The sequence below is a fragment of the Bacteriovorax sp. As-1 genome (assembly GCF_058446905.1).
The window spans coordinates 3,270,908-3,292,843 of record NZ_CP184341.1; the positions used below are offsets into that span (position 1 = coordinate 3,270,908).

22 protein-coding genes are annotated in these 21,936 nt (G+C 42.0%); 12 read left to right on the forward strand and 10 right to left on the reverse strand.

The window, feature by feature from the left end:
- Position 1: 1 nt before the first annotated feature.
- Complete coding sequence (locus tag ACN20O_RS16600; protein WP_491635250.1) at positions 2–1,411, reverse strand: hypothetical protein; 1,410 nt, start codon at positions 1,409–1,411, stop codon at positions 2–4.
- 41 nt (positions 1,412–1,452) lie between these two features.
- On the opposite strand from ACN20O_RS16600, the gene ACN20O_RS16605 reads away from it, so the two are divergent.
- The 8 genes from ACN20O_RS16605 to ACN20O_RS16640 all read left to right on the forward strand — a co-directional run bounded on the left by ACN20O_RS16605 (position 1,453) and on the right by ACN20O_RS16640 (position 9,469).
- Positions 1,453–3,129: a hypothetical protein gene (locus ACN20O_RS16605; RefSeq protein WP_491635252.1), complete on the forward strand. Its 1,677-nt coding sequence runs from the start codon at positions 1,453–1,455 to the stop codon at positions 3,127–3,129.
- A gap of 42 nt (positions 3,130–3,171) precedes the next feature.
- A complete protein-coding gene (locus ACN20O_RS16610; protein ID WP_491635254.1) occupies positions 3,172–4,140 on the forward strand; it encodes an RNA polymerase factor sigma-32 in 969 nt (322 codons plus the stop codon).
- Between the two features lie 79 nt (positions 4,141–4,219).
- Positions 4,220–4,498 carry a 30S ribosomal protein S15 gene (rpsO, locus tag ACN20O_RS16615; protein ID WP_185902995.1) on the forward strand — a complete coding sequence of 93 codons (279 nt, stop codon included), beginning with the start codon at positions 4,220–4,222 and terminating at the stop codon, positions 4,496–4,498.
- Between the two features lie 237 nt (positions 4,499–4,735).
- A complete protein-coding gene (gene pnp / locus ACN20O_RS16620) occupies positions 4,736–6,868 on the forward strand; it encodes a polyribonucleotide nucleotidyltransferase (protein ID WP_491635256.1) in 2,133 nt (710 codons plus the stop codon).
- On the forward strand, positions 6,868–7,326 hold the full coding sequence (gene dut, locus ACN20O_RS16625; RefSeq protein WP_102243470.1) for a dUTP diphosphatase: 459 nt from the start codon (positions 6,868–6,870) through the stop codon (positions 7,324–7,326). The genes pnp and dut overlap by 1 nt, the downstream gene beginning before the upstream one ends.
- A 25-nt stretch (positions 7,327–7,351) precedes the next feature.
- Complete coding sequence (locus ACN20O_RS16630) at positions 7,352–7,636, forward strand: polyhydroxyalkanoic acid system family protein (RefSeq protein ID WP_102243471.1); 285 nt, start codon at positions 7,352–7,354, stop codon at positions 7,634–7,636.
- 9 nt (positions 7,637–7,645) lie between these two features.
- The gene (locus ACN20O_RS16635) at positions 7,646–8,362 is read left to right on the forward strand and encodes a 2Fe-2S iron-sulfur cluster-binding protein (protein ID WP_491635259.1); all 717 of its coding nucleotides are present in this window, start codon (positions 7,646–7,648) and stop codon (positions 8,360–8,362) included.
- 84 nt (positions 8,363–8,446) lie between these two features.
- The gene (locus tag ACN20O_RS16640) at positions 8,447–9,469 is read left to right on the forward strand and encodes an alpha/beta fold hydrolase (RefSeq protein WP_491635261.1); all 1,023 of its coding nucleotides are present in this window, start codon (positions 8,447–8,449) and stop codon (positions 9,467–9,469) included.
- Here ACN20O_RS16640 and ACN20O_RS16645 read toward each other — a convergent pair.
- Positions 9,466–10,053, reverse strand: coding sequence for a hypothetical protein (locus tag ACN20O_RS16645; protein ID WP_491635263.1), 588 nt, complete (start codon positions 10,051–10,053; stop codon positions 9,466–9,468). The two genes, ACN20O_RS16640 and ACN20O_RS16645, sit on opposite strands and share 4 nt — an antisense overlap.
- 96 nt (positions 10,054–10,149) lie before the next feature.
- On the opposite strand from ACN20O_RS16645, the gene ACN20O_RS16650 reads away from it, so the two are divergent.
- Positions 10,150–10,980 (forward strand): phosphatase domain-containing protein, encoded by an 831-nt coding sequence (locus tag ACN20O_RS16650; protein WP_491635265.1) that lies wholly within the window; start codon positions 10,150–10,152, stop codon positions 10,978–10,980.
- A 112-nt stretch (positions 10,981–11,092) separates the two neighbouring features.
- On the forward strand, positions 11,093–11,806 hold the full coding sequence (locus ACN20O_RS16655) for a hypothetical protein (RefSeq protein WP_491635267.1): 714 nt from the start codon (positions 11,093–11,095) through the stop codon (positions 11,804–11,806).
- A gap of 4 nt (positions 11,807–11,810) precedes the next feature.
- Here the strand turns inward: ACN20O_RS16655 and ACN20O_RS16660 are convergent, their stop codons facing one another.
- From ACN20O_RS16660 to ACN20O_RS16685, 6 genes are read right to left on the reverse strand one after another with little or no spacing between them, the layout of a single operon-like run.
- Complete coding sequence (locus tag ACN20O_RS16660) at positions 11,811–12,143, reverse strand: hypothetical protein (RefSeq protein ID WP_491635269.1); 333 nt, start codon at positions 12,141–12,143, stop codon at positions 11,811–11,813.
- Between the two features lie 19 nt (positions 12,144–12,162).
- Positions 12,163–13,125 (reverse strand): ABC transporter ATP-binding protein, encoded by a 963-nt coding sequence (locus ACN20O_RS16665; RefSeq protein WP_491635271.1) that lies wholly within the window; start codon positions 13,123–13,125, stop codon positions 12,163–12,165.
- Positions 13,122–14,129 (reverse strand): ABC transporter ATP-binding protein, encoded by a 1,008-nt coding sequence (locus tag ACN20O_RS16670; RefSeq protein WP_491635273.1) that lies wholly within the window; start codon positions 14,127–14,129, stop codon positions 13,122–13,124. Before ACN20O_RS16670 ends, ACN20O_RS16665 begins: the two co-directional genes overlap by 4 nt.
- 1 nt (position 14,130) lies before the next feature.
- On the reverse strand, positions 14,131–14,997 hold the full coding sequence (locus ACN20O_RS16675) for an ABC transporter permease (RefSeq protein ID WP_142409545.1): 867 nt from the start codon (positions 14,995–14,997) through the stop codon (positions 14,131–14,133).
- A gap of 2 nt (positions 14,998–14,999) precedes the next feature.
- Positions 15,000–16,019 (reverse strand): ABC transporter permease, encoded by a 1,020-nt coding sequence (locus ACN20O_RS16680; protein WP_491639299.1) that lies wholly within the window; start codon positions 16,017–16,019, stop codon positions 15,000–15,002.
- Positions 16,020–17,663, reverse strand: coding sequence for an ABC transporter substrate-binding protein (locus tag ACN20O_RS16685; protein WP_491635275.1), 1,644 nt, complete (start codon positions 17,661–17,663; stop codon positions 16,020–16,022). It lies immediately after the preceding gene.
- A 131-nt stretch (positions 17,664–17,794) separates the two neighbouring features.
- Here ACN20O_RS16685 and ACN20O_RS16690 point away from each other — a divergent pair, with 131 nt between their 5' ends.
- Both ACN20O_RS16690 and ACN20O_RS16695 read left to right on the forward strand, forming a co-directional pair.
- On the forward strand, positions 17,795–19,276 hold the full coding sequence (locus ACN20O_RS16690) for a sensor histidine kinase (protein WP_491635277.1): 1,482 nt from the start codon (positions 17,795–17,797) through the stop codon (positions 19,274–19,276).
- Positions 19,277–19,283: 7 nt separating this feature from the next.
- The gene (locus ACN20O_RS16695; protein WP_491635279.1) at positions 19,284–20,051 is read left to right on the forward strand and encodes a substrate-binding periplasmic protein; all 768 of its coding nucleotides are present in this window, start codon (positions 19,284–19,286) and stop codon (positions 20,049–20,051) included.
- Between the two features lie 36 nt (positions 20,052–20,087).
- Here the strand turns inward: ACN20O_RS16695 and phnE are convergent, their stop codons facing one another.
- Together phnE and phnC are read right to left on the reverse strand one after the other, a co-directional pair.
- Positions 20,088–21,137 (reverse strand): phosphonate ABC transporter, permease protein PhnE, encoded by a 1,050-nt coding sequence (phnE, locus tag ACN20O_RS16700; RefSeq protein WP_221887024.1) that lies wholly within the window; start codon positions 21,135–21,137, stop codon positions 20,088–20,090.
- A 23-nt stretch (positions 21,138–21,160) separates the two neighbouring features.
- Positions 21,161–21,919, reverse strand: a complete 759-nt coding sequence (gene phnC, locus ACN20O_RS16705) for a phosphonate ABC transporter ATP-binding protein (RefSeq protein WP_491635281.1) — start codon at positions 21,917–21,919, stop codon at positions 21,161–21,163.
- Positions 21,920–21,936: the final 17 nt, after the last annotated feature.

Below are 21,936 nucleotides of genomic sequence, written 5' to 3' on the forward strand. Positions count from 1 at the left end.
ATTATTGTGGTGAGATCTTAATGGTCTCACCATCAAGCTCTTCAATGTCAGACTGGTCGATACTTTTTGCTTCAACCAATGGTTCAAGTGTTTTCTTTTCTTTTAGTGAGTCTAAAGAAAGTGTTTTATCTGTGTAAGTCGCATCATCTCTTTGAATCGTTTTCCCCAGATTTTCCCACTGGATATACTGCAGTGAAATCCAGCAGCTCATGCCATCAAAAGACTTGCATGATTTTTCTGCCGTCTCTTCGACCTTTCTTTTTTCAGCGCCTACGATCAGGTTGACGTAACTATCCATGATGTTGACTTCAAAAGGTGGCTCATTTTTAAAGGCGATCTTTAAAAGTGTGAGTTCTCTCTGTGCTTCAGCAAATCTTTTTTCTCTGATTAAAAAAGCAATTTTAATAGCCTGCGAGTTTCTTGGATCGAGACTCTTATTAGAAATATTATTGAGCATTGAAAGGCCATCGGCCCATTGGTTGAGCAGCCATGAAAGCGGGATCGCACGCTCAAGCGAGTTTTGCGAGTCCTGCTTTTTTTGCAGGGCCAGGCGGAAGTGTCCGAAGGCGAGTTCGTATTCTTTGTTGGCAAGATTGATATTTCCTTTGATGTTTTCGGCGTTGGCAGAGTCGATATCATCGACGAAGGCCAGGGCCTTTTTCGAATCACCCGAGCGCAGATACATAAAGGCGATAATCTCGCGCAGTTTTTTAGACTGGTACGAGCTCTCCGGTAAAAGAGAAATCAGGTTAAGCAGGTCCTTTTCTTTGTTGAGATACAGTCCGGTCTTAAGCCACAGCTTCGACATTTCATCGTCGCTGATAGTGTATTCGATATCAGTGAGCATGTTCTTTTTAAGTCCCTGAGTGTCGTTGGTTTTTAGTTTGATCATGGAGTCCAGCCAGAACTGATCATTCTTAGAGAATTTCATCGTGTAGAACTGGCAGGATTGTTTTTCGCGGTTAATGGCCGCAACATCGTTGACTGCCATGAAGTTAATCAGGCGCAAAAGACAGTTCTGAATAAAATAATTGTTGTTATTAACTTTGGGGTCATCAAGTTCTTTAATTGATTTATCAAAGCGTCCTTGGACAAAATAAATCATCGCCAGGTAGCGCTTTTTAATCGCCATCACCGCACTTTCTTTTTCACTGATTCTTCCCAGGAAAAATTCGGCCAGCTTTAAATCGCCGCTGATCATTTTAAATTTTGCTTTTTGCAAATTGTAGAGATCGACTTGTCTTTGGTTGTTGTCTTTAATCTGATTGGTTTCAGTCAAAGCATCAAGCGAGTATTCTTCGCCCTCAAGGATGATCTCTTTGAGTTCGTCTTCATTGACCTGAGAATGTGCCTTCGTTGGAACAAAACCAACTGAGAGAGTCAGGAATAAAAGGACATATAATGCTTTCATGCTTAATTTTTCGGGTTTTATCCCGATAACTTTAAAAAACTATGAAAGTCTTAAACACAAAATTTGTTGCCGTTTTCCTTTTTGCCTTCTCGGTGCTTGCTCCGAGTGCTTTTGCTTTGGCACCGGTGGAGAGTTTGGTGTTAGGAAATTTCTCTGATGATTATTCTGAAAATAAAAGTGATCCACTCAACTATGTCTATACCCGTGACTTGTCTCTTAAAAATGCTTCCGTTGAATTAAAGCGCGAACTCGCTATTTACCGCGGTTTTTACGAGGAAGGTAAAAACACACTGAACTACTGCCGTGGAGGCCGTGAGGTTCGTTATGCGACTGAATGGGAGAAGGTACAAGTTAAGCGCTCTGTATTGGCGCTTATTCAGTATATCGGCCTGGACTTAACCACCAGAGCGCTTCCTAAGTACGCCAAAGCCCTGGAGTTCACCAGTGATGAATACAGCAACATGATTGAGGGACTGGTTGGAAACTATTGCTCTACGAATCTTTCCATCATCAGCAAAAAAGAACTTCTGGCCAACTTTCGTTTGAAATTCGACAAGGATAATAATTTTAAACTTCCAAGTGTGGAAGGGAATCCTTATTTTCCTGACAATCTTTCAAGCTATCTTCCAGAGAAAAAAGCACTGGAGCAGGAGATGCTTTATACCGTGAAGCTTTTTCAGTCGCTTTGTTCGTGGAATGGAAATCCGACTAATCCGGGATTGATGGTTCCCATCCTGAAAAACCCGGCATTAATGTCATTTTTTGCCAGACAAATGTCCAATCAGGATATTGGCTGGAAAGAAATCGACAACTCGCTTTTTTTGAAAGAAAACAAAAATACTGCGCAAGTCTGGTGTGAGAACCTGATTTGCAGAAAAGTTTCCCGCGAAGAATTTTTAAATAAGTTCTATTACTCGGTAGGGGGAACAAACATCACTGATGACATCAAACGCCTTTACTGTGAAGAATTCAGAACGGTTGATTATAAACCAAAAGACAGCGACCCAAAACTTGCCAAGATGATGAACAGTATGACTTTTGAAGAAGAGAACTTCATCAATTCACAATTCATTGCTTTAATCACAGGTGTTCCAGATTTTCTTTTGCGGGGAGAAAAGTTCAAATCAGGTGAAGACGTGTTCCGCTCGAGTGTTGATTATACCTGGAATAAATGGGCCCGCGCTCAAAGTGAAACCAACACTCTCGATTTATACTTCGAAGAGCCTCTGACTCTGGAGCTTATCGACCGCAATCAGTATTACGATTTCCGCTCGGGAAAATTGCGCGTGGCCTTTGATGTGAACCTGGGTGAATTTGACCGTATCAATCAGCGCGCGGGAAAATTAAAAGTGCAGTTTAAGATCTTTGTACAAAAAAGTTTCCTTGAATACTATCGAACGGCGATGAAGAATAATGACTACCGTGATACCGCTGAAAAGGCACGCCTCAAAAACCGCTTTAAAATGCAGGTGACTAAGGATGTTCAAGGTGCGCGTGAAAAATTTATCATCCCTCCGTGGAAGGGAGATCTTGAGGGGTTGATCGTCAATGAGTTAACCACTCAGATCCTCGACACACCAGAAAAGCTGCTCAATTTCACAGGCACCGGCATGTACGAAGTAAACGTAGAAATCAACTATGGCCTCTTTGCATTAAAATACTTGAATCACCAATTAAATGTGCAAAAGAGTCAAGAAAAACTCCCGAGTAAAAAGTAAAAGAAATGTGACAACAATGGCAGAAATGGTTTAAAATCCTTCATGGCCAAAAAAACAAGCACATCTAAAAATCAGGCATCTAAAAAAGGCGAAGAACACCTTCCGGTGATTCTTCCAAAGACATCTGATGCTTTGGTCGTTCAGAGCATTCTCGAGCACAACCGCGCCAGCGATCTTCCGACAACGACGGATCCGCTTACAACCTACGTGCGTGAGATCAGCCGCTACAAACTTCTTTCAAACGAAGAAGAAGAGGCCCTGTTAAAAGAGCTTCAGGAAACCGGTGATATCGAAGTGGCCAAGAAACTCGTTTTGGCCAACCTGAGACTCGTAGTAAAGATTGCCATTGAATACCGCTCTGCCTGGCAGAACGTCATGGATCTAATCCAGGAAGGGAACATCGGTCTGATGAAAGCCGTTTCAAAGTACGATGCCACTAAAGGGGCGAAACTTTCTTATTACGCCAGCTGGTGGATCCGTTCATACATTTTAAAATTTATTCTCGATAACTTCCGCCTGGTAAAAATTGGGACGACTAATGAGCAGAAAAAACTCTTTTTCAATCTGATGAAAGAAAAAGAGCGCTTGATTGGTCTGGGGTTTAACCCGGACAACAAGATGATTTCGGAGAGTTTAGGGGTTTCTGAAAAGGCCGTGGCCGTGATGGACCGTCGTCTGGGAAGTTCTGGAAACGAACTTTCTTTAGAGGCCAAAATTGATGAAAATGGCCCAAGCCTTGGCGAAGTCCTGGCCGATAAGGATGAGCTGGCCATCGATGATAAGCTTGCCGACCTTCAAGGTGTAGAGATCTTAAAAGAGCAGCTTCAAAACTTCTTAAGTGGTCTAAAAGAAAGAGATAGAGAGATTTTTGAGATGCGCCTCCTGTCAGAGGTTCCTGCATCGCTTCAAAGTATCGCCGATCAATATGGCGTGTCGCGTGAGCGAATCCGGCAGATCGAAGAACGACTGATCGGAAATTTAAAAGTTTACATGTCTGAATTTATCCGCTAAAAGGTTAGAACTATTAAAAAACACCTTTATCTAGGTTTGGGGATTGGCCCCATGCTTGGGCATTGGCGAGGAGAAAATTATGATTACTGTAGCAGAATCAAAAAAAATCGTAGCTGAGTTCGGAAAAGAATTCGGTTCATCAGAAAAAGACTCAGGATGTACAGCGGTTCAAGTTGCGCTTATCACAACAAGAATCAACAACCTTGCACCTCACTTCGCAGCTAACAAGCACGACTACTCTGGAAACAGAGGTCTTCTAAAGCTAATTGGTCAAAGAAAGAGACTTCTTTCTTACCTAGCTAAGACTGATGACAAAAAATACCAAGCTCTAATTAAGAAACTTGGTCTAAGAAAGTAAAAAAACCAAAAAAGGGAACCTACGGGTTCCCTTTTTGTTTTATATCGTTAAACTATTACTAGAGAAAAGACTTCGAATTTTTGGGTGTAGGAATTTGAAGGATATTTGAAGTTAGTGTCTGTCTTAAACACCACTGCCTTGAAATATCTTTTAAAATCCCTCCCTAAAAAGCACAAAGATCTTTTCCATAACAAAGCACCAATGCCAATTATGGTGGTGCATCGACATGGAGAATTTATGGCCCTAAACAACAAGAAAGAGTACAAAATCAATTACGGTGGTAAGGAAGTTACTATCGAAACTGGAAGACTCGCAAAACAATCAGATGGAGCAGTTTTAGTAAGCTGTAACGGAACTCAGGTTCTCGTTGCTGTTAACTCTGCACGCGAACTAAAAGATGGACAGGATTTCTTTCCACTTCTAGTTGAGTATCAAGAAAAATTCTACGCTGCTGGGAAATTCCTAGGTGGATTCATTAAACGTGAAAACCGTCCTTCAACAGCAGAAATCCTGGCATGTCGACTTATCGACAGACCACTAAGACCTATGTTCCCAAGCGACTACATGTTCGACACTGTTGTAACGTGTTCAGTTCTTTCATACAGCGAAAAAGGTGACCCTGAAGTTCTAGCCGGACTTGGAGCATTCGCAGCTGTAGCAATCTCAGACATCCCATTTGCGGCACCATTAGGATCGGCGAAAGTTGGTCGTATTGATGGCAAGCTTGTTCTTAACCCAGACCACGCTGACTGGGCAAAATCAGATCTTGAAATCGTTATCGCTGGTTCAAAAGACGCGATTCTAATGGTTGAAGGTGAAGCTCATATCGTTCCAGAAAAAGAAGTTCTTGAAGCGATCAACTTTGGTCACGATCACGTAAAAGAATTCTGTGAACTAGTTGCTAAAATGCAAAAAGAAGTTGGTAAAGCAAAACGTACATACGTTTCAGCTGAAGCGAACACAACTCTATCTAAAAAAGTAAACACAGATTTCTCTGCAGCAGCTCGTGCGGCCTTATCAATCAACGATAAGATGGAACGTCAGGACGCTGTGAGAAACCTTAACAAGAAAGTTGCTGAAGCTATTAAAGCTGACCCAGCTGCATTCGGATTAAAAGACGACAAAGGCGCTTCTAAAGAAGCTTACAAAGCAGTTGATGGTCTTTTATACGACATGATGAGAGCGGACATTCTTAACGAAGGAAAGCGTATCGCTGGAAGAAAACTTGATGAAGTAAGAAAGATTGAAACTGAAGTTTCAGTTTTAGATGCTCCTCACGGTTCATCTTTATTTACTCGTGGTGAAACACAAGTAATGGCAACTGTAACTGTTGGTGGATCAGTAGGTGATCAAATGGCCGACAGAATTTCAGGTGTGACTTACGATAAATTCTACCTTCACTATAACTTCCCTGGATTCTCAGTTGGGGAAGCAAAAGGATCTCGTGGAGCTGGTAGACGTGAATTAGGTCACGGAAACCTTGCTGAGCGCGCCCTAAAAGCAGTTATGCCTTCACAAGAAAAATTCTCGTACACAACAAGAGTTGTGTGTGAAGTATTAGAATCAAACGGGTCATCTTCAATGGGATCTGTATGTTCAGGATCACTTGCTCTTATGGACGCAGGGGTACCTATCGTTGCTCCAGTTGCCGGAATTGCAATGGGTCTAGTAACTGATGGTGGAAAATATAAAGTCCTAACAGACATCCTTGGAGATGAAGATCACCTAGGGGATCTGGACTTTAAAGTTGCTGGAACAAAAGATGGTGTAACAGCTATTCAAATGGATATTAAGATTACAGGTCTTACTCGTGAAATCATCGCAGAAGCGATTGCTCAAGCTCACAAAGGACGTCTACACATCCTTGGTGAAATGGAAAAAACAATCAAGACTCCAAGAGAAGGATTCAAACCAGGTGTTCCAACAATTATGACAGTTATGATTCCGACAGATAAGATCGGAGCTCTAATCGGACCTGGTGGAAAAAACATCAAGAAACTTCAAGAAGAATTCAAAGTGACAATCGAAATCACTGAAGAAGGAATGGTTAAGGTTCTTGGATCTGATATGGATGTTCTAAAGACTGCTATCAGCACAATCAATATGCAAATCAATGGACCAGAAATTGGTTCAGTATACGATGCTCGCGTTGACTCTATTAAAGAATACGGAGCTTTCGTTGACATCGGTTCAGGTGTATCTGGTCTTGTTCACGTTTCAGAAATGTCTGATGACCGTGTTCAAAACCCTGCTGACTACATCTCAGAAGGTGAGACAATTAAAGTTAAGGTTCTTGAAATCGATAAGATGGGAAGAATCAAGCTTTCAGCTAAAGCTGTTGCGTCTCTAAAAAAGAAAGAAGGCAAATAGTGATTACTGTAAAAGTAAAAAAGCTCGAGCATTACGACTCGAGCTTTCCTCTACCATCGTATGAAACGACAGGAGCAGCGGGTGCAGACGTACGCGCTTCTCTTGGAAACGGTGAAAAGCTGCTAATAAAACCAGGGGAGCGCGTTTTAATCCCTACAGGTCTTTCAATGGAAATCCCGCACGGGTACGAAATTCAAGTTCGTCCACGTTCAGGGCTTTCATTTAAAACAGGACTTATGGTTTTAAACTCACCAGGGACAATCGACTCAGATTACCGTGGTGAAGTGAAAATCATTTTAGGAAATCTTGGTAAGAATGATGAAGTGATTAATCACGGCGACCGCGTAGCTCAACTGGTGCTTGCACCTGTGACTCAGGCGGCCTATATCGTATCAGAAAGTGAACTTTCTGATACTGCCAGAGGAACCGGCGGATTCGGTTCAACTGGCAGACAATAGAACTTAGATTTTAGGAGATTCAAGGATGAGTTTAAAAATTGATTACAATAATCTCACGAATTCAGCTGACGCTTATGAGAAAGTTAAGAAGCTGATCACTCCTGAGTACATTGAGAAGTTTCAAGTGAAAGCTGACATCAAATACGACGATGCCGGCAAAAAGGTCACAGCAAAAGGATCGGGCTTCACACTGGAGCTATGCTTTTTTGATAAGCACTGTGATGTAGACTTAGACCTCTCGTTTCTTCTTAAGCCCCTTAAAGGCAAAATTTTAGAGAAGATCGAAGGGCAAATTAAAAAGAATTTATAAAAGGAATATATGACATCTCATAAAGTAACGTTAAGACCAGAAGGGAAAGTCGTTGAAGTTGAAGAAGGAAAAAACCTTCTTGAAGCACTACGCGGCCAGGACGTTTACGTTAAATCAAGCTGTGGCGGACACGCAACGTGCACGGACTGTATTATTAAAATCGTTTCAGGTGAAGACAATTTAACTCCTCCACCGTTTGAAGAGTTAAAACTTTTAGGAAATGTGTTTCACATTACAAAAGAGCGCCTTGCTTGCCAGACAATGGTAACTGGGGACGTGACGATTGATATTTCAAAACACGATAAAGCTTCTGATGAAGAGAAGCTAAGAAGCAAGACTTCTAACTTTTCAAAAAAAAAACAGGTTCAAACTTTAGTTCGCAAAGAAAGCGATATTAACCGCGCCCGTGCTGAACAAGAAGAAGAGCGCGCTCAGTTTGACCGCGATCAAAAACAAAAGAATGATACTTGGCAAAAGCACTGGGAAAAGGAAAAAGACGCAAACGCGCCTAAGAGACTTGCCGGTGGAAAACGTCCCAAGTTTTTTGACACTGATAAGGTTGACTACGAAAAAGAAACGTACACAAGACCTCTTTCGGCAGAAAAGCAGAAGCTTAGAGATGAGCGCCTTGCTAAGGAAGCAGAGCTAAAGAATGACAAAGAACTAGTGAAGAAATCTCAAGAGATTCCTAAGTCAGACAAAGACTTTAAGAAATTCCGCGGATAGAGAACGCCTCGCGTTTTGACGACTTTGAGAGATGCATAAATACTTAATCTTGTATTAGGTATTCATCACTCAAGGAAGAAACGCATGAAAAACTTATTAGCTCTTCTTGCTTTAACAGTTTTCTCTACTACTGCCTTCGCTATCAGCGAATCATACTACGCTACAGAATACAAAGAAAAAATTCTCCCGCTTATTGGCTCATTTAAAAATGCTACTTTTAAAGGCCAGGCGGGAGTGAATATTCATTACGCCACTTACACTTCAAACGATCAAAGCACACGCTGTTTAGTCATTCTACCAGGGCGAAGCGAGCCGCTAGAAAAATACGCAGAAGTGGTCTACGACCTGGATCATGGATCAAAGGCCGGGGCCTTTAAGTATTTCCTGATGGACCATAGAGGGCAGGGAAGTTCAGGGCGCATGATTAATGATGAAGCAAGTGATTCAGAAAAAGGGTATGTCGATCATTTTGAAAACTACGCTTTAGACGTAAAAACATTCTTAGATACGGTTGTTGGAAATGCCGGATGCTCAGAAAAACTTCTGCTTGCTCACTCTCTGGGAGCGGGGATTGCAGTGGATTTCATGCAGAAAAATCCTGAGTACTTTGACCGCGCTTTCTTAACCAGCCCGATGTTAAAAATCCAAACAGCGCCTTATAGTTATGCCGTGGCCAGAAGCATTGTTCTTGCCAGCATGGCCGCGGGACGCGGGAAAAAATATGCTGTTGGACAAAAACCTTTTAACCCAAATAGAAACTTCGAAGCTAACACCTTTACAACTTCACAGGCCCGCTACAATATGGCGATGGATATGTTTGATTACTTCCCACAAACGAGACTCGGTGGAGTGACAAACAGATGGCTTAATGAAGTCATGAGTGCTACAGCTCATATCAGAAAAAACTACAGCGACCTGAAGCTTCCGCTTCGCATGGCCCATGCTGGAAATGAGACCTATTCAGAGCCAAGTGAAATGATCCGCCTATGTGAAGAGGCCCCTCATTGTAATCGTGTGTTCCTGAAAGATTCTAAGCATGAAGTGCTGATGGATCAGGACCACAACAGAGGTGTGGTCCTTATAGAGATCGAAAAATTCTTTAACTAGTACTTTGAAAGAAGCTCTTTAAGCTTAATGAGATCAGCTTTGCGAGAGTGTCTGTCGATGTTGACGGACTTGTTCTTGTCAGTCTTGATGTTGAGTTCAAAGTAGCCCTTGTTCTCAAAGTGTTTCATCGCCTCGGGACTTCCCAGACCTTGTCTGTTTCTGATTCTTGCCATATTTGGTGAGTCCATAAAGTGATCGACAGTAAATGAGTCCTGAGCGCTTAAGCGGAATTTTTTAATCCAAAATGGAATGAAGAATACACGGTAAGTGAGGATGAGTTCTTGCCCTTTTTTTGTCAGCATCTTCTCATAGAAGAAAAAGCCTAAGAGAACAATTGGAGTCAAAATCAGGGTCCATTGAACCAGGTGACCTAGAAAAAGCATTGTCGGGTCTTCCCCGTAGCTTAAAAGTTTAGCAATCACGGCACGGCTTGCTAGCCACATAATTAAAAGAACAGACATGGCCGCCGCCAGGTAGCCCCAAAAGATCATCGGAAGACCATAAGTCTTAAGTGTCAGGGTGTTGTCTTTTACAACCGCGCGATCGCCTTCTGATTGATCGTCTGTAACTGGAAAAATATACATAAGACCCATAATACGCCTTGAGTTAAATTTTACTTTTAATAGGGCCTCACTTTAAACTATTTCCCATATATGTGTAAACTGCATGGAGGCCACCCAGTGAAGTCTATTAAATTTTTAGTCCTATTGAGTTTGTTCTCATATTCCTTTGCGAGCTTTTCTAAAACAATTATTGTTTCCGATATCGACGACACCATCAAAAAGGCCAACTCTATGGGCGGGATTGGGGGTGTGTGGCACTTCTTAAAGAAGAAACCCTATGAAGAGACTCGCGACCTGTTTAATGAAATTAAAAAAGATGAAAACGATCATGGTGAAGCAACAGCCTATTACTATGTTTCAGCTGCTCCCTCATTTACGTTTGATGGTGATGAGTGGATTAGAAAAAACAATTTCCCAATCGGCCCGGTTATTTTAAAAACAAAAGATAACGGTGGAGAGACATACGCTTACAAATACAGAACGATTAAAGCGCTTCTGCAAAAAGAGATGATGGAAGACCACGCTCCAAAAATTATTTTCTTTGGCGACAATTCTCAGCACGATGCTAAGGTTTATTACGACTTAAATAACGAAATGAATCTGAATGCTGAAATCTACATCCGCGACGTAAGTACGGAAGGAACATTCTTTAGTTCAACTCTTCCGGTAGTAAGACTTCCAGGAGTGAAGTATTTTTTCTCTGAAAGAGAATTAATTGAAGATCCATTTTTTGCCTTCATGAGCCCGAAGCTTCAAAACTTAATCACTACTCAATATGAAAAACAAGACCTTATTCCAGGATACACGCTGGATACGTTGGGAGATCGTTTAAAAGCTATCTGTGAAGGTAAATCAATTATCGTCTCAGAAGAAGTTCAAAAGAGCTGTAAGGCAGAAGGGAAGACTCAGGCGCTTAAGTACTGGGCCGAGTATTATCACCGTTACTAATGAAGAGCTATACGGCCGTCTAATCTTTAGGCGGCCTTCTCCTTTTTTTCCTCAAAAACCCCTGAATTTTCATTCCTTTTTTTTGGCCCTTTCTTTGTATTTATCCTCTTTTATGAAAACACTACTTCTTGCCCTTACCCTGGTTGGAAGCGCTTTTGGCGCGGACTATGTTGAACCCTCTGCCCATGCGGATAAATACCTCTTGGTGGCCGTTTCTGGTTTTAAAACAGGAAGGGACAAGAGCGAAAGCGAGGATATTTTTTCTAATATAGTCGGGAAAGGTTCAGAGGCCAGTGGTGTTTGGACGTACATGAACATTAACCATAAAAAAATCTTTAAGACGGTCTATCTTTCTCATTACTCAAAAGACTCAGAATTAAAATCAGTCATGAATCTTGCCGTCGATGAAAAAGGCGAGTGTAAAAAGAAGCAAGGTCTTATCATGATGGTCAATAGCTGGGGAGCTAAGATGTCCCAGAAGCTGGCGGACATGTATCTTCAAAAATGTGGGCAGCTGCCAAATCTTACGATCTTAATTGACGGAGTTTCTAAGCCAACTCCTTTTGCATACGATAAACCTATTCGCACTCTTAATTGCGTAAACTTCTACCAACAGTCAAGTACGCTTAAGGGGACGAGTATTGAAAATTGTTACAACGTTCTTTCAAACTATAACACGGGGTCAGACCTCTTTAATGCCCACATACACCTGGAATGGGATGCTTCAAAAAGAGGAAACAGTATTATTGAACAATTCCTGGACGGTAAACTTCCGGTGATGTTTGTGCGCGATATTTATCAAATTGATTATAGAAACGGCCTATAAAAGTCTATAGGGCAACACAGACAGGAAATAAAATAGCATCTCCCAGGTTTGTGCCGTTAACAAAGACAGCGCGTTTATTTTTATAAGCAATGGCCGTTTCTTCATTGTAAGCAGAAAAAGCATCTTCTGCTTCGACTTCTTTTTGCCAACGACCACGCCCATCTAGTGAGGCACTCTCATCGTTGATGAGGCCCAAAATCCAGTGGACGAACTTTCCTTCAGGTTCTTCAGTGACGGTGATCTCTAGTTTTAAATTGCCGGTCGTGCAAACAAATTTTTCTAACGAGTAAGCGTTGAGTGAGAAAGAAAAAAGGGCAATTATTATTAAAGTTTTCATATAAAGCATCTACCTAAACCTAAGCATTAAAACAAGCAATCTGGCGTCCTTCTTTCATTTCAAGGTGTGGAATCGACTCCATACAATGATCTGTTTTCATCGGGCATCTTGGAGCAAAAGCACATCCTTTTGGCAGATACAACGCAGATGGCGCTTCACTTGGTGTGACGTCGCTTGAAACTTTTTCTACATGCTCTCCGGTAATTTTCGGCGCACTCTCAAGAAGGATCTTAGTGTATGGGTGTTTCGGGTTGTTGAAGAGTTGATCGCGTGGACCGTATTCAACAATGCGACCTAAATACATAATTAAGATACGGTCAGAAATGTGCTCAACGACTGAAAGGTCGTGAGAAATAAATAAGTATGAAAGAGAAAATTCCTGCTGAAGTTCCATCAAGAGGTTTAGCACTTGAGCTTGAATAGAAACGTCGAGAGCTGAAACCGGTTCATCAAGAATAAGAACTTTTGGCCTTAACATTAAAGCGCGGGCAATCCCTAAACGCTGTCTTTGTCCACCTGAGAAGTGGTGAGGGTAGCGCGAGCCGAATTCTTCACGCAGACCTACTTTTTTCATCATGGCATAAACTAATTCTTTAATTTCTGCTTCTGATTTATCGCTGTTGATGCGAAGAGGATCGGCGATGATATCAAACGCTTTTTTTCTTGGGTTTAAAGACTGGTAAGGGTCTTGGAAAACCATTTGAATCAGCGAGTGAAATTCACGTGCTTTGTAATCGTTATAAGATTTTCCTAAAAGTTTGATGTCGCCTTTGGTAGGAATTTCAAGTTGAGTGAGAACTTTTGCCAGCGTACTTTTCCCACATCCAGATTCTCCAACGATACCTAGAGTTTCGTTAGCTGAAAGAGAAAAATTGATTTCTGAAAGTGCTTTTAATTCCAGTTTAGGTTTAAACGTTTTTTTGATTTCAAAAATTTTATGAACATCATTTACTTCTAAAATAGGTGTATTCACTTGGCTCATCTGATGGCCTCCTCAATCGGGTGAATACAACGGTATTCGCGGAAATTATCGTTATGTGGCCCTTCGCCAAAGATGGTGATGTGACCTTGCTGACATTCATGAGTCATATACTGGCATCTTGGATTGAACTGGCATCCCAATGGTCTTTGGTGGAAGGCCGGAACGATTCCTGAGATTGAAGGAAGCGGAGTTTTTGGGATGCGTTTTTTATCATCAACCAGAGCACCTGGGCGAGAGGCTAAAAGAGCGTGAGTGTAAGGGTGGCGTGGGTGTCTAACTAAATCAGTTGTTGCACCTGTCTCGACAATCTCTCCAGCGTACATAACTTGTAGGCGCTCAGAGTATTCACTCACAACACCTAAATCGTGAGTGACTAAGATCACTGACATGTTGTTTTTTTCTTGAAGCATTTTAATAAGATTTAAAATCTGCTTTTGGATTGTTACATCGAGTGCCGTTGTTGGTTCATCGGCAATCAGAAGTTTTGGGTCGGTTGAAATCGCCATGGCGATCATCACCCTTTGGGCCATCCCACCTGAGAGTTCAAACGGGTAAGACTTAAGGCGGTCTTTTGGCGAAGGAATCCCAACCAGGTTTAGAAGTTCAATACTTTTATCGATAGCGTCTTTTTTAGAAAGTTTCAGGTGGGCCTGAATGGTTTCTACCATTTGATACTGAACCGAAAGAAAAGGGTTAAGCGCCGTCATCGGGTCCTGGAAAATCATGGCGATTTCCTGACCTCTGATTTTTTGCCATTCTTTTTCTTTTAAGTTTAAAAGATTGTGGCCGTTGAAGTTGGCCTTCTCTGCTCTAACAATCGCCGTATCGGGAAGTAGCCCCATCAGCGCCATATTAGTGATACTTTTTCCTGATCCAGACTCACCAACAACTCCCAGTATTTCACCTTGTTTAAGGGTGAAAGAAAGATCGCGAACCGCATGAATCGGCTCAGGTGAGCGGTCAGACTTAAAATGAATATTTAATTTTGAAACTTCTAATAACATTCTAGTTCTGCTTTTTTAAACGAGGGTCAAGGGCATCGCGAAGCCCATCACCTAGTAAGTTAAAAGATAATACGATGACTAAGATACAAAGCCCGGGAAGAGTCACCATCCAAGGTGAACTTTCAATATAGCTTCTGGCATCTGAAAGCATCGTTCCCCATTCAGACATTGGAGCTTGAGCACCAAGACCTAAAAATCCTAGGGCCGCACAGTTAAGAATCCCGTCACTAAAACCTAAAGAGGCCTGAACAATTAAAGGGGCCATACAGTTTGGAAGAATCTCAACGAACATAATTCGCATGTGTGAGGCCCCAAAAAGTTTTGCCGCATGAACGTACTGGCGGTTTTTTTCCACCATGACCTGCGCGCGGATAATGCGCACGAAGTTTGGAACGGCGACAATACTTACGGCGATAATGGCGTTACTGATTCCAGGTCCTAAGACCGCAACAATAACGATGGCAAAAAGAATACTTGGTAGAGACATAATAAGGTCAGTGAGTCTCATGATGGTTTTATCAACCCATCCACCGAAGTATCCGGCCACGACACCAAGGAATGTCCCGGTGATAAGTGAGAGAACAACCACGGCAAAACCAACAGAGAGTGAGACTTGTGAACCATAGATTAAACGGCTCAGAAGATCGCGACCCAAGTCGTCTGTTCCCAGAGGGAATAGGGCATTTCCACCTTCAGCAAAGCTTGGAGGAAGTTTTAAAAACTCAGCATTAATATGAGTCGGGTCGTGTGGAGCAAGCACTGGTGCTAAAAGTGCAACGAGGACAGAAAGGATAATGATAACAACTCCAATCATTGATCCTTTATTTTTCTTTAACTCAAAAAAGAGTTCACTTAAAAAGACTCTCATCTTTAGCTCCTCATCTTTGGGTTAAGTAAATAATAAATAATATCAACGATGATGTTGGTTAAAACGATCACGAAAGAAATGATAAGAACTCCGCCTTGGATAACCGGATAATCGCGGGCCGTGATACTGGCCACGATCCATTTGCCGATCCCCGGCCAGCTGAAAATCGTTTCAGTTAAAATCGCACCGGTGATGATGGAACCAAAAAGAAGTGCCAGTGTAGTGATGATAGGCACCAGGGCATTTCTTAGGGCGTGAATGTAGATAATTCTTTTTTTACTCATCCCTTTTGCTTTCGCTGTCCTGATGTAGTCTTCACCTAAAACTTCCAGCATTGATGAACGAGTCATGCGGGCAATAACCGCTAGAGGAATAGTCCCCAGGGCGATAGAAGGAAGAATAAGATGCTTTAGTGCACTTAAAAATGGCCCGAATCCTTCTTGCGAGAAAACTTCCGGACGAAGTGTATCGATTAAATACAGTCCTGAGAAAACCGGAATATCGTAGATAAAATCAATGCGGCCAGAGACCGGAGTGATTCCCATTTTTACTGAGAAAAGAAGGATGAGGATAAGTCCCCACCAGAAAATAGGCATTGAGTAACCAACTAGTGAACTACTCATTAAGAAATAATCAAAGAAGCTATTGCGTTTCATGGCCGCAAAAATACCAACCGGGATTCCGATAACAGTCGCACCAATAAGGGCCACAATCCCAAGCTCTAATGTAGCAGGGAAGCGCTCGATAAATTCATTCCAGACAGAGTTGTTGGAAATAATCGATGTCCCGATGTCACCTCTAAAAATGCTCTTTAGATAAATCCAAAACTGCTCAGTGATCGGGAGATCAAGGCCCAGGGCCTTTTTCATTTCCAGATAGCGTGCCGGATCGGCCCCGCGCTCACCGATGAGGTTTAAAACCGGGTCTCCCGGAATCAGTCTGATTAAAAAGAAGCAAACAAGACTGATCCCGAGCAATGTCGGGATCAGGTCCAGTAATTTTTTAGCGATGTATTTCATTATTTATTCAACAGTAATGTTTGTTAAGTAGTCTTGTCCTAATGGATCAAGCTTGTAGCCTTTAATGTTTTTTGCCATCACTTTGAATGTCTTAGAGTTGGCAATGTTAACTAGAGGAGCTTCGTCGTGAGCGATCACTTGCGCTTCCATATAGTATTTAGTTCTCGTTTTGATATCAGTTGCCAGTTTGGCATCCATGATCAATTTGTTGAACTTTTGGTTACACCATCTTGGGTAGTTACTTCCAGATTTTACACTCGCACATCCAAGAAGAACGTTAAAGAAGTTATCCGGGTCTCCGTTATCTCCAGTCCATCCCATCTGTAGCATTGAGTGGGCACCTTGTTTTGATTTCTCAAGGTATGTCGGCCAGTCGTAAGAGATAAGTTTTACTTTTATGCCGATTTTTGCCAGGTCCGCTTGCATTAGTTCACCCATTTTTTTCCCGTTAGGGTTGTATGGGCGAGCTACAGGAAGAGTCCACATTTCTGTTTCAAATCCGTTTGGAAGACCTGCTTTTTTTAGAAGTTCTTTGGCCTTATTAACGTCGTAATTGTAGTCAGTCACAGAGTTGTTGTATGACCAGATTGTTGGCGGGATAAGGTTTTTAGCAGGAGTTGCGTTGCCCATATAAATGGCCTTGATATAAGTTTGCTTATCAAGAGCGTGAGAGATCGCTTGTCTTACTAAAACATTGTCGAAAGGTTTTTTTGTTACGTTCATTGCCAGGAAGCCGATGTTAAGACCAGCGTCTTCCATAACTGTAAGTTTTGGGTTCTTTTTCATTTCAGCTATATCAGCAGGTGACGGGTCTGTGGCCATCTGGCACTCGCCAGTTTTTAGCTTTTGCGTTCTAACGTTAGCATCTGGAGTGATGGCGAAGATAAGTTTATCTACGTTTCCTTTTTTACCCCAGAATGATTTATTCTCTTCGTAACGGATAACAGAGTCTTTTTGGTAAGAGATGAATTGGTAAGCACCAGTTCCAATAGGGAAGTTATCCATGTCGGCCATTTTCTTAGAGGCAGCAAGTTTATCAGCGTATTCTTTTGAAAGGATACTCATAAAGCTCATGGCCATATTGGCGATGAACGGAGCGTCTGGCTGAGCAAGTGTGATTTGCACTTTGTATGGATCAAGAACTTTGATGTCTTTAATCAATGTTCCCATTTCCATTCCATCAAAGTATTCGTATTTTCCGCCACCAACATTGTGGTAAGGGTGAGACTTGTTTCTTTGTCTTTCGATTGAGAAGACAACGTCATCAGCATTAAACTCACGAGTTGGAGTGAAGTATTTAGTCGTGTGAAACTTTACACCTTTTCTCAGAGTGAAAGTGTATGTCTTCTTGTCTTTTGAAACTTCCCATGAGCTGGCAAGAGCAGGAACAACTTTTGTGCTTCCAGCTTCAAATTCTACAAGTCTGTTATAGATATTTGCTGATGAAGCCGTGATTGAAGTCCCATCAGTGACTAACTGGGGGTTAAATGAGCTAGGTGAGCCTTCAGAACAGAAAACAAAGTTCTTGGCCTGTACTTCTGCTCCAAAAGATAATGATAACGCTAAAAATAGAAGTGTTTTCACATTCCCTCTTTGGTTTTTGGTGTGGTTGATTATTAAAAGGTAATGATAATTGTTTAATAACATATCCTTTCTGACAACTTTTTTAGTCGTTTTTTAGGTAAAATTTTGTTCTTTTCTGCTCAGAAAGTCCGATAAAAGACCGTAAGCAGAAGCTTACATTTCCTGACACCAGAGCATGCTAGGATAACTTTTTAATGGGAATTTTATCTTCCACCAGCCTTTCTAAGAAATTGACCCTTTCGGCCCTGGCGCTGACAGCGGGGTCCATTCTTCTTATCACTTCGGTGGTGTATCTTACAGTGCTTTCTTTCGGGGAGAGCTTCCTGGAAAACGAATTGGAAGAAAAATCAGAGTTCATTAAAAAGGCCCTGACAGAGCCTATCTGGACTTACGATCAGCACCAGATTGAAGAAGTGGGGAATTCGCTCTTAATTGATAGTAAGTACACGTATATTACGGCCCTTAAAATTGAGACAAGCGAGCACAGTACGTTGTTTGAAAAAGGGATCAATAACATCTCCTCTTTTAGCCTGGCACAAAAGCTTCCTTACACTAAAACAAAAAGCATTAAACTTTTTAAAGGCAAGCAGTTCATTGCGAAGATCTCAGTTGCTATGACGAACGAAGGCTATATCGTTTCAATTAGAAATCAACTCGGGCTCATTCTTGTCGTATCGTTGTTGATGCTTTTACTTGTCTCTCAGCTGGTTCGTTATTACTACAACCAGACGCTGACTTCACCCTTAAATAAAATCCTAGGCCAGGTTAGCCGTATAGAAAACGAAGACTACCGCTTGGTAATGGAAGAAGGCCTTCCTGATGAGTTGGAAGCAGTTTCAAGGGCCCTTAATCAGGCGGCAAGCATGATTGAAAAACGCAACAACGATATTATGTACTATACCAATGACCTGGAAAAACTTGTTCAAGAGCGCACGGCTGAACTTGAAGACCAAATGAGTAAAAACCTCAATACAGCACGCCTCGCGGCCGTCGGTGAGATGGCCGCAGATGTGGCCCACGAGATCAACAACCCACTAACCGTGATTGATTTGCACATCAACAAATTAAAAAAGCATGAAGTCGATTACAACCTTCCTCCTGAAGCGGCCTTATCGGTGACAAAAGTGCAGGCGATGGTTAAGCGAATTGCTAAGATCATCAAAGGCCTGAAGTCGCTTTCCCGCGATGGAAACGCCGATCCGAAAGTTCCTTTTTCTATTGTGAGTATGGTTGAAGATGTGAAGATGCTGGTGGAGATGAAAATTAAATCTCACGATATTCATTTTGATATCACGATTGATGATCATTCACTGATGGCCGAAGGTCGTGAAGTTCAGATCTCGCAAGTTTTAGTTAACCTTATTGGAAACGCCGTGGATGCCATTATCCATTCTCCAGAATCCCGCTGGATCACTCTGACGGTGAAAGATCGAGGAGACATGATTTATTTTTATGTGACAGATAGTGGAGATGGGATTCCGAAAGGGTTACAAGAAAAAATCATGCGTCCCTTTTTTACAACTAAAGAACTCAATAAGGGAACGGGGCTTGGCCTCTCTATCTCTAAAAGTATTGTCGAAGAGCACGAGGGAGTCTTGGAATACAATACTAGCTCTAAGAATACTCAGTTTATTTTTACTTTGAAAAAAGTTCAAGCAGCACTTAAGAGTGCTTAAGGAGCTCATGTTAAAATTGTTCACTCTTGGTCTTTGTTTGCTTTTGAGCTTTTCTTTGCTGGCCAAAGATAAGGTGATCTCGATGCGCTCGGATGTCTGGTGCCCATATGCTTGTGACCCGAAGTCGGATCATCCAGGATTTATGATAGAGATTGCCCGCGAAGTGTTCAAGAAAAAAGGCTACAGAGTTGATTACAATGTAATGAACTGGGCGCGAGTTCTCTTGGACGTCAAGAGCGGAGAGTATGATGCTGTTATTGGCGCAAGCCGCTCCGATGTGAAGGGGTTTGTGATCCCAGAAATCCCAACAGGTATTCTCGTCAATTACTTCTGGGCGCTCAAAGACAGCAAGTGGAGCTACAAAAACGAAGGCTCACTTGATTATATCTCTGTCGGAATCATTAATGATTACAGTTATGGCGATGAAATTGATAGCCTGGTTAAGAAGAAACATAAATCTATTAGAGAAGTCTCTGGTGATTCTCCACTCTTAAGATTGATTCAAATGACAGAGACAGGCAGGCTTATCGCCTTCGTAGAAAACCCGCTGGTTCTCGATTACAACATGAAGAAGCTCAAAAAGGATAAGTCGATTTTTAAGATGGTCAGTAAAAACCTGGCCAATGACCCCGATCTTTTTATTGCTTTTTCTCCGTCCAATCCCAAGTCAAAAGAGTATGCAAAAATCCTGGATGAAGGGATGGAGGAGTTAAGAAAGAGCGGAAAATTAAGAGAGATTCTTTTACGATATGGCCTGAGTGATTGGGGCGGATAGAAAATAAAAAGGCCTCCATTTCGGAGGCCTTTTTTATTACTTAAGTGCTTCTCTTAATTTTGAAGATGCCCAGTCCATCGTCCAAACGATAGCAGCAATCAGGATAACCAGCATACCTACTTCATTCCAACGTGCTTGACCTTGGTATTGCATTAGAAGGTTACCGATACCACCACCACCAACAAGACCGATGACAGTCGCCATACGAACGTTGATGTCCCAACGGTAGATTGTGTACGAAAGGTATGGAAGAACGATTTGAGGTACAACCCCGAACCATACGATCTGGATTGGGTGAGCACCTGTTGCAGTGATCGCTTCAATTGGACCGTCGTCGATTGATTCAATCTGCTCAGAATACTGCTTAGTAAGTGAAGCGATTGAGTGGATACAAAGAGCAAGCATCCCTGAGAAAGGCCCGATACCAACCCATACTGAGAAGATAATCGCCCAAACTAGAGGCTCGATCGAACGAGAGATGTTTAGGAAAGCTCTAAGAGCGTTGTAGCAGAAGAATAGAACAGGGTTAGAGTTCATCAAGTTTCTAGCTGCAAAGAACCCTAAAAGGAAAGCGATAGGAATAGCTACTGCAGTTGCAATGAAGGCCATATAGATCGTTTCAATAGCAGCGAATAGACCTTCTTCAAAGATTGCCCAGTTCGGGTTAAAAAGCGCTTTAAAGATACGCTTCGCTCCTTCAAGACCACTTTCAGAAAGGAATTCTTTTAGTGAAACTTGAGAAGAGTAGAAACCAGTGATGAATGTTAAAAGGATAAGCAGGTATCCAATCCATGCAAATGGTTGAGACGTCGGGCTTTCGTTTTCGTCGTACTTAAGCAGACCGAACATCCCGCGACCTAGAGAGAATTTTGTAAAAAATAAGACTGCGGCAATTGCCAGACCAATATAAAGAGCTAGTAGCGGCTGGTTCCATGTGAACTCTGGGTAGCGCTCATCAATAATGATCTTTTCGTAAATAACTTTATAAGCGACAAGTGCCATGTAGGCCCATGCCAATGTATCAAGAACGTAAGCTTTAAAGCTTTGAACGTATTTGTTTGGTGTTTTATGCGTTTTTTGTTTCATTATATTTATCTCGTGATCGTAAATTAGTTAATTGTTACTTCTACAGCGTCTTCGCCGTAAATAGTTTTGAACCATTCTTCGTTAATCTCTAATGGTTTCCCATCGTAGATCATCTTTCCGCCTTTAAGTGCCACTACACGGTGAGCGTACTGACGAACAAGAGAAAGGAAGTGCAGGTTACAAATAACTGTTACACCTAATTCTTCGTTAACCTTTTTAAGGTACTGCATAACTGAGTGTGATGTTGCCGGGTCAAGTGAAGCCACCGGTTCATCAGCTAGTAAGATTTTTGGGTTTTGCATAAGTGCGCGAGCGATCGCTACACGTTGCTGCTGACCTCCTGAAAGGTTGTCCGCTCTGTTTCTCTCTTTTCCTTTAAGACCTACGATCTCAATGTACTTTTGGGCCAGAGCACGAGTCTCTGGAGAGTGGATTCCGAAGATGCTTGCCAGGATTCCTGTGCGAGACAGGTTTCCAGAAAGCACGTTTTCCATAACTGTTTTTCTAGGAATAAGATTGAAATGCTGGAAAATCATACCGATTTCCGATCTGATTTTACGAAGCGCCTTTCCTTTAAGTTTTGTTGTATCTGTACCGTGGAAGATGATTTCCCCGCCTGTCGGGTCGTGAAGGCGGTTAATACATCTAAGCATAGTAGATTTACCAGAACCTGATAAACCGATAACAACTAAAAATTCCCCTTGAGGCACACTGAAAGAGACATTCTTCAGGGCGTGGTGGCCGTTCGGGTAAACCTTTTCGAGTCCTTTGATTTCTAACATATCAATCTATTCCTATA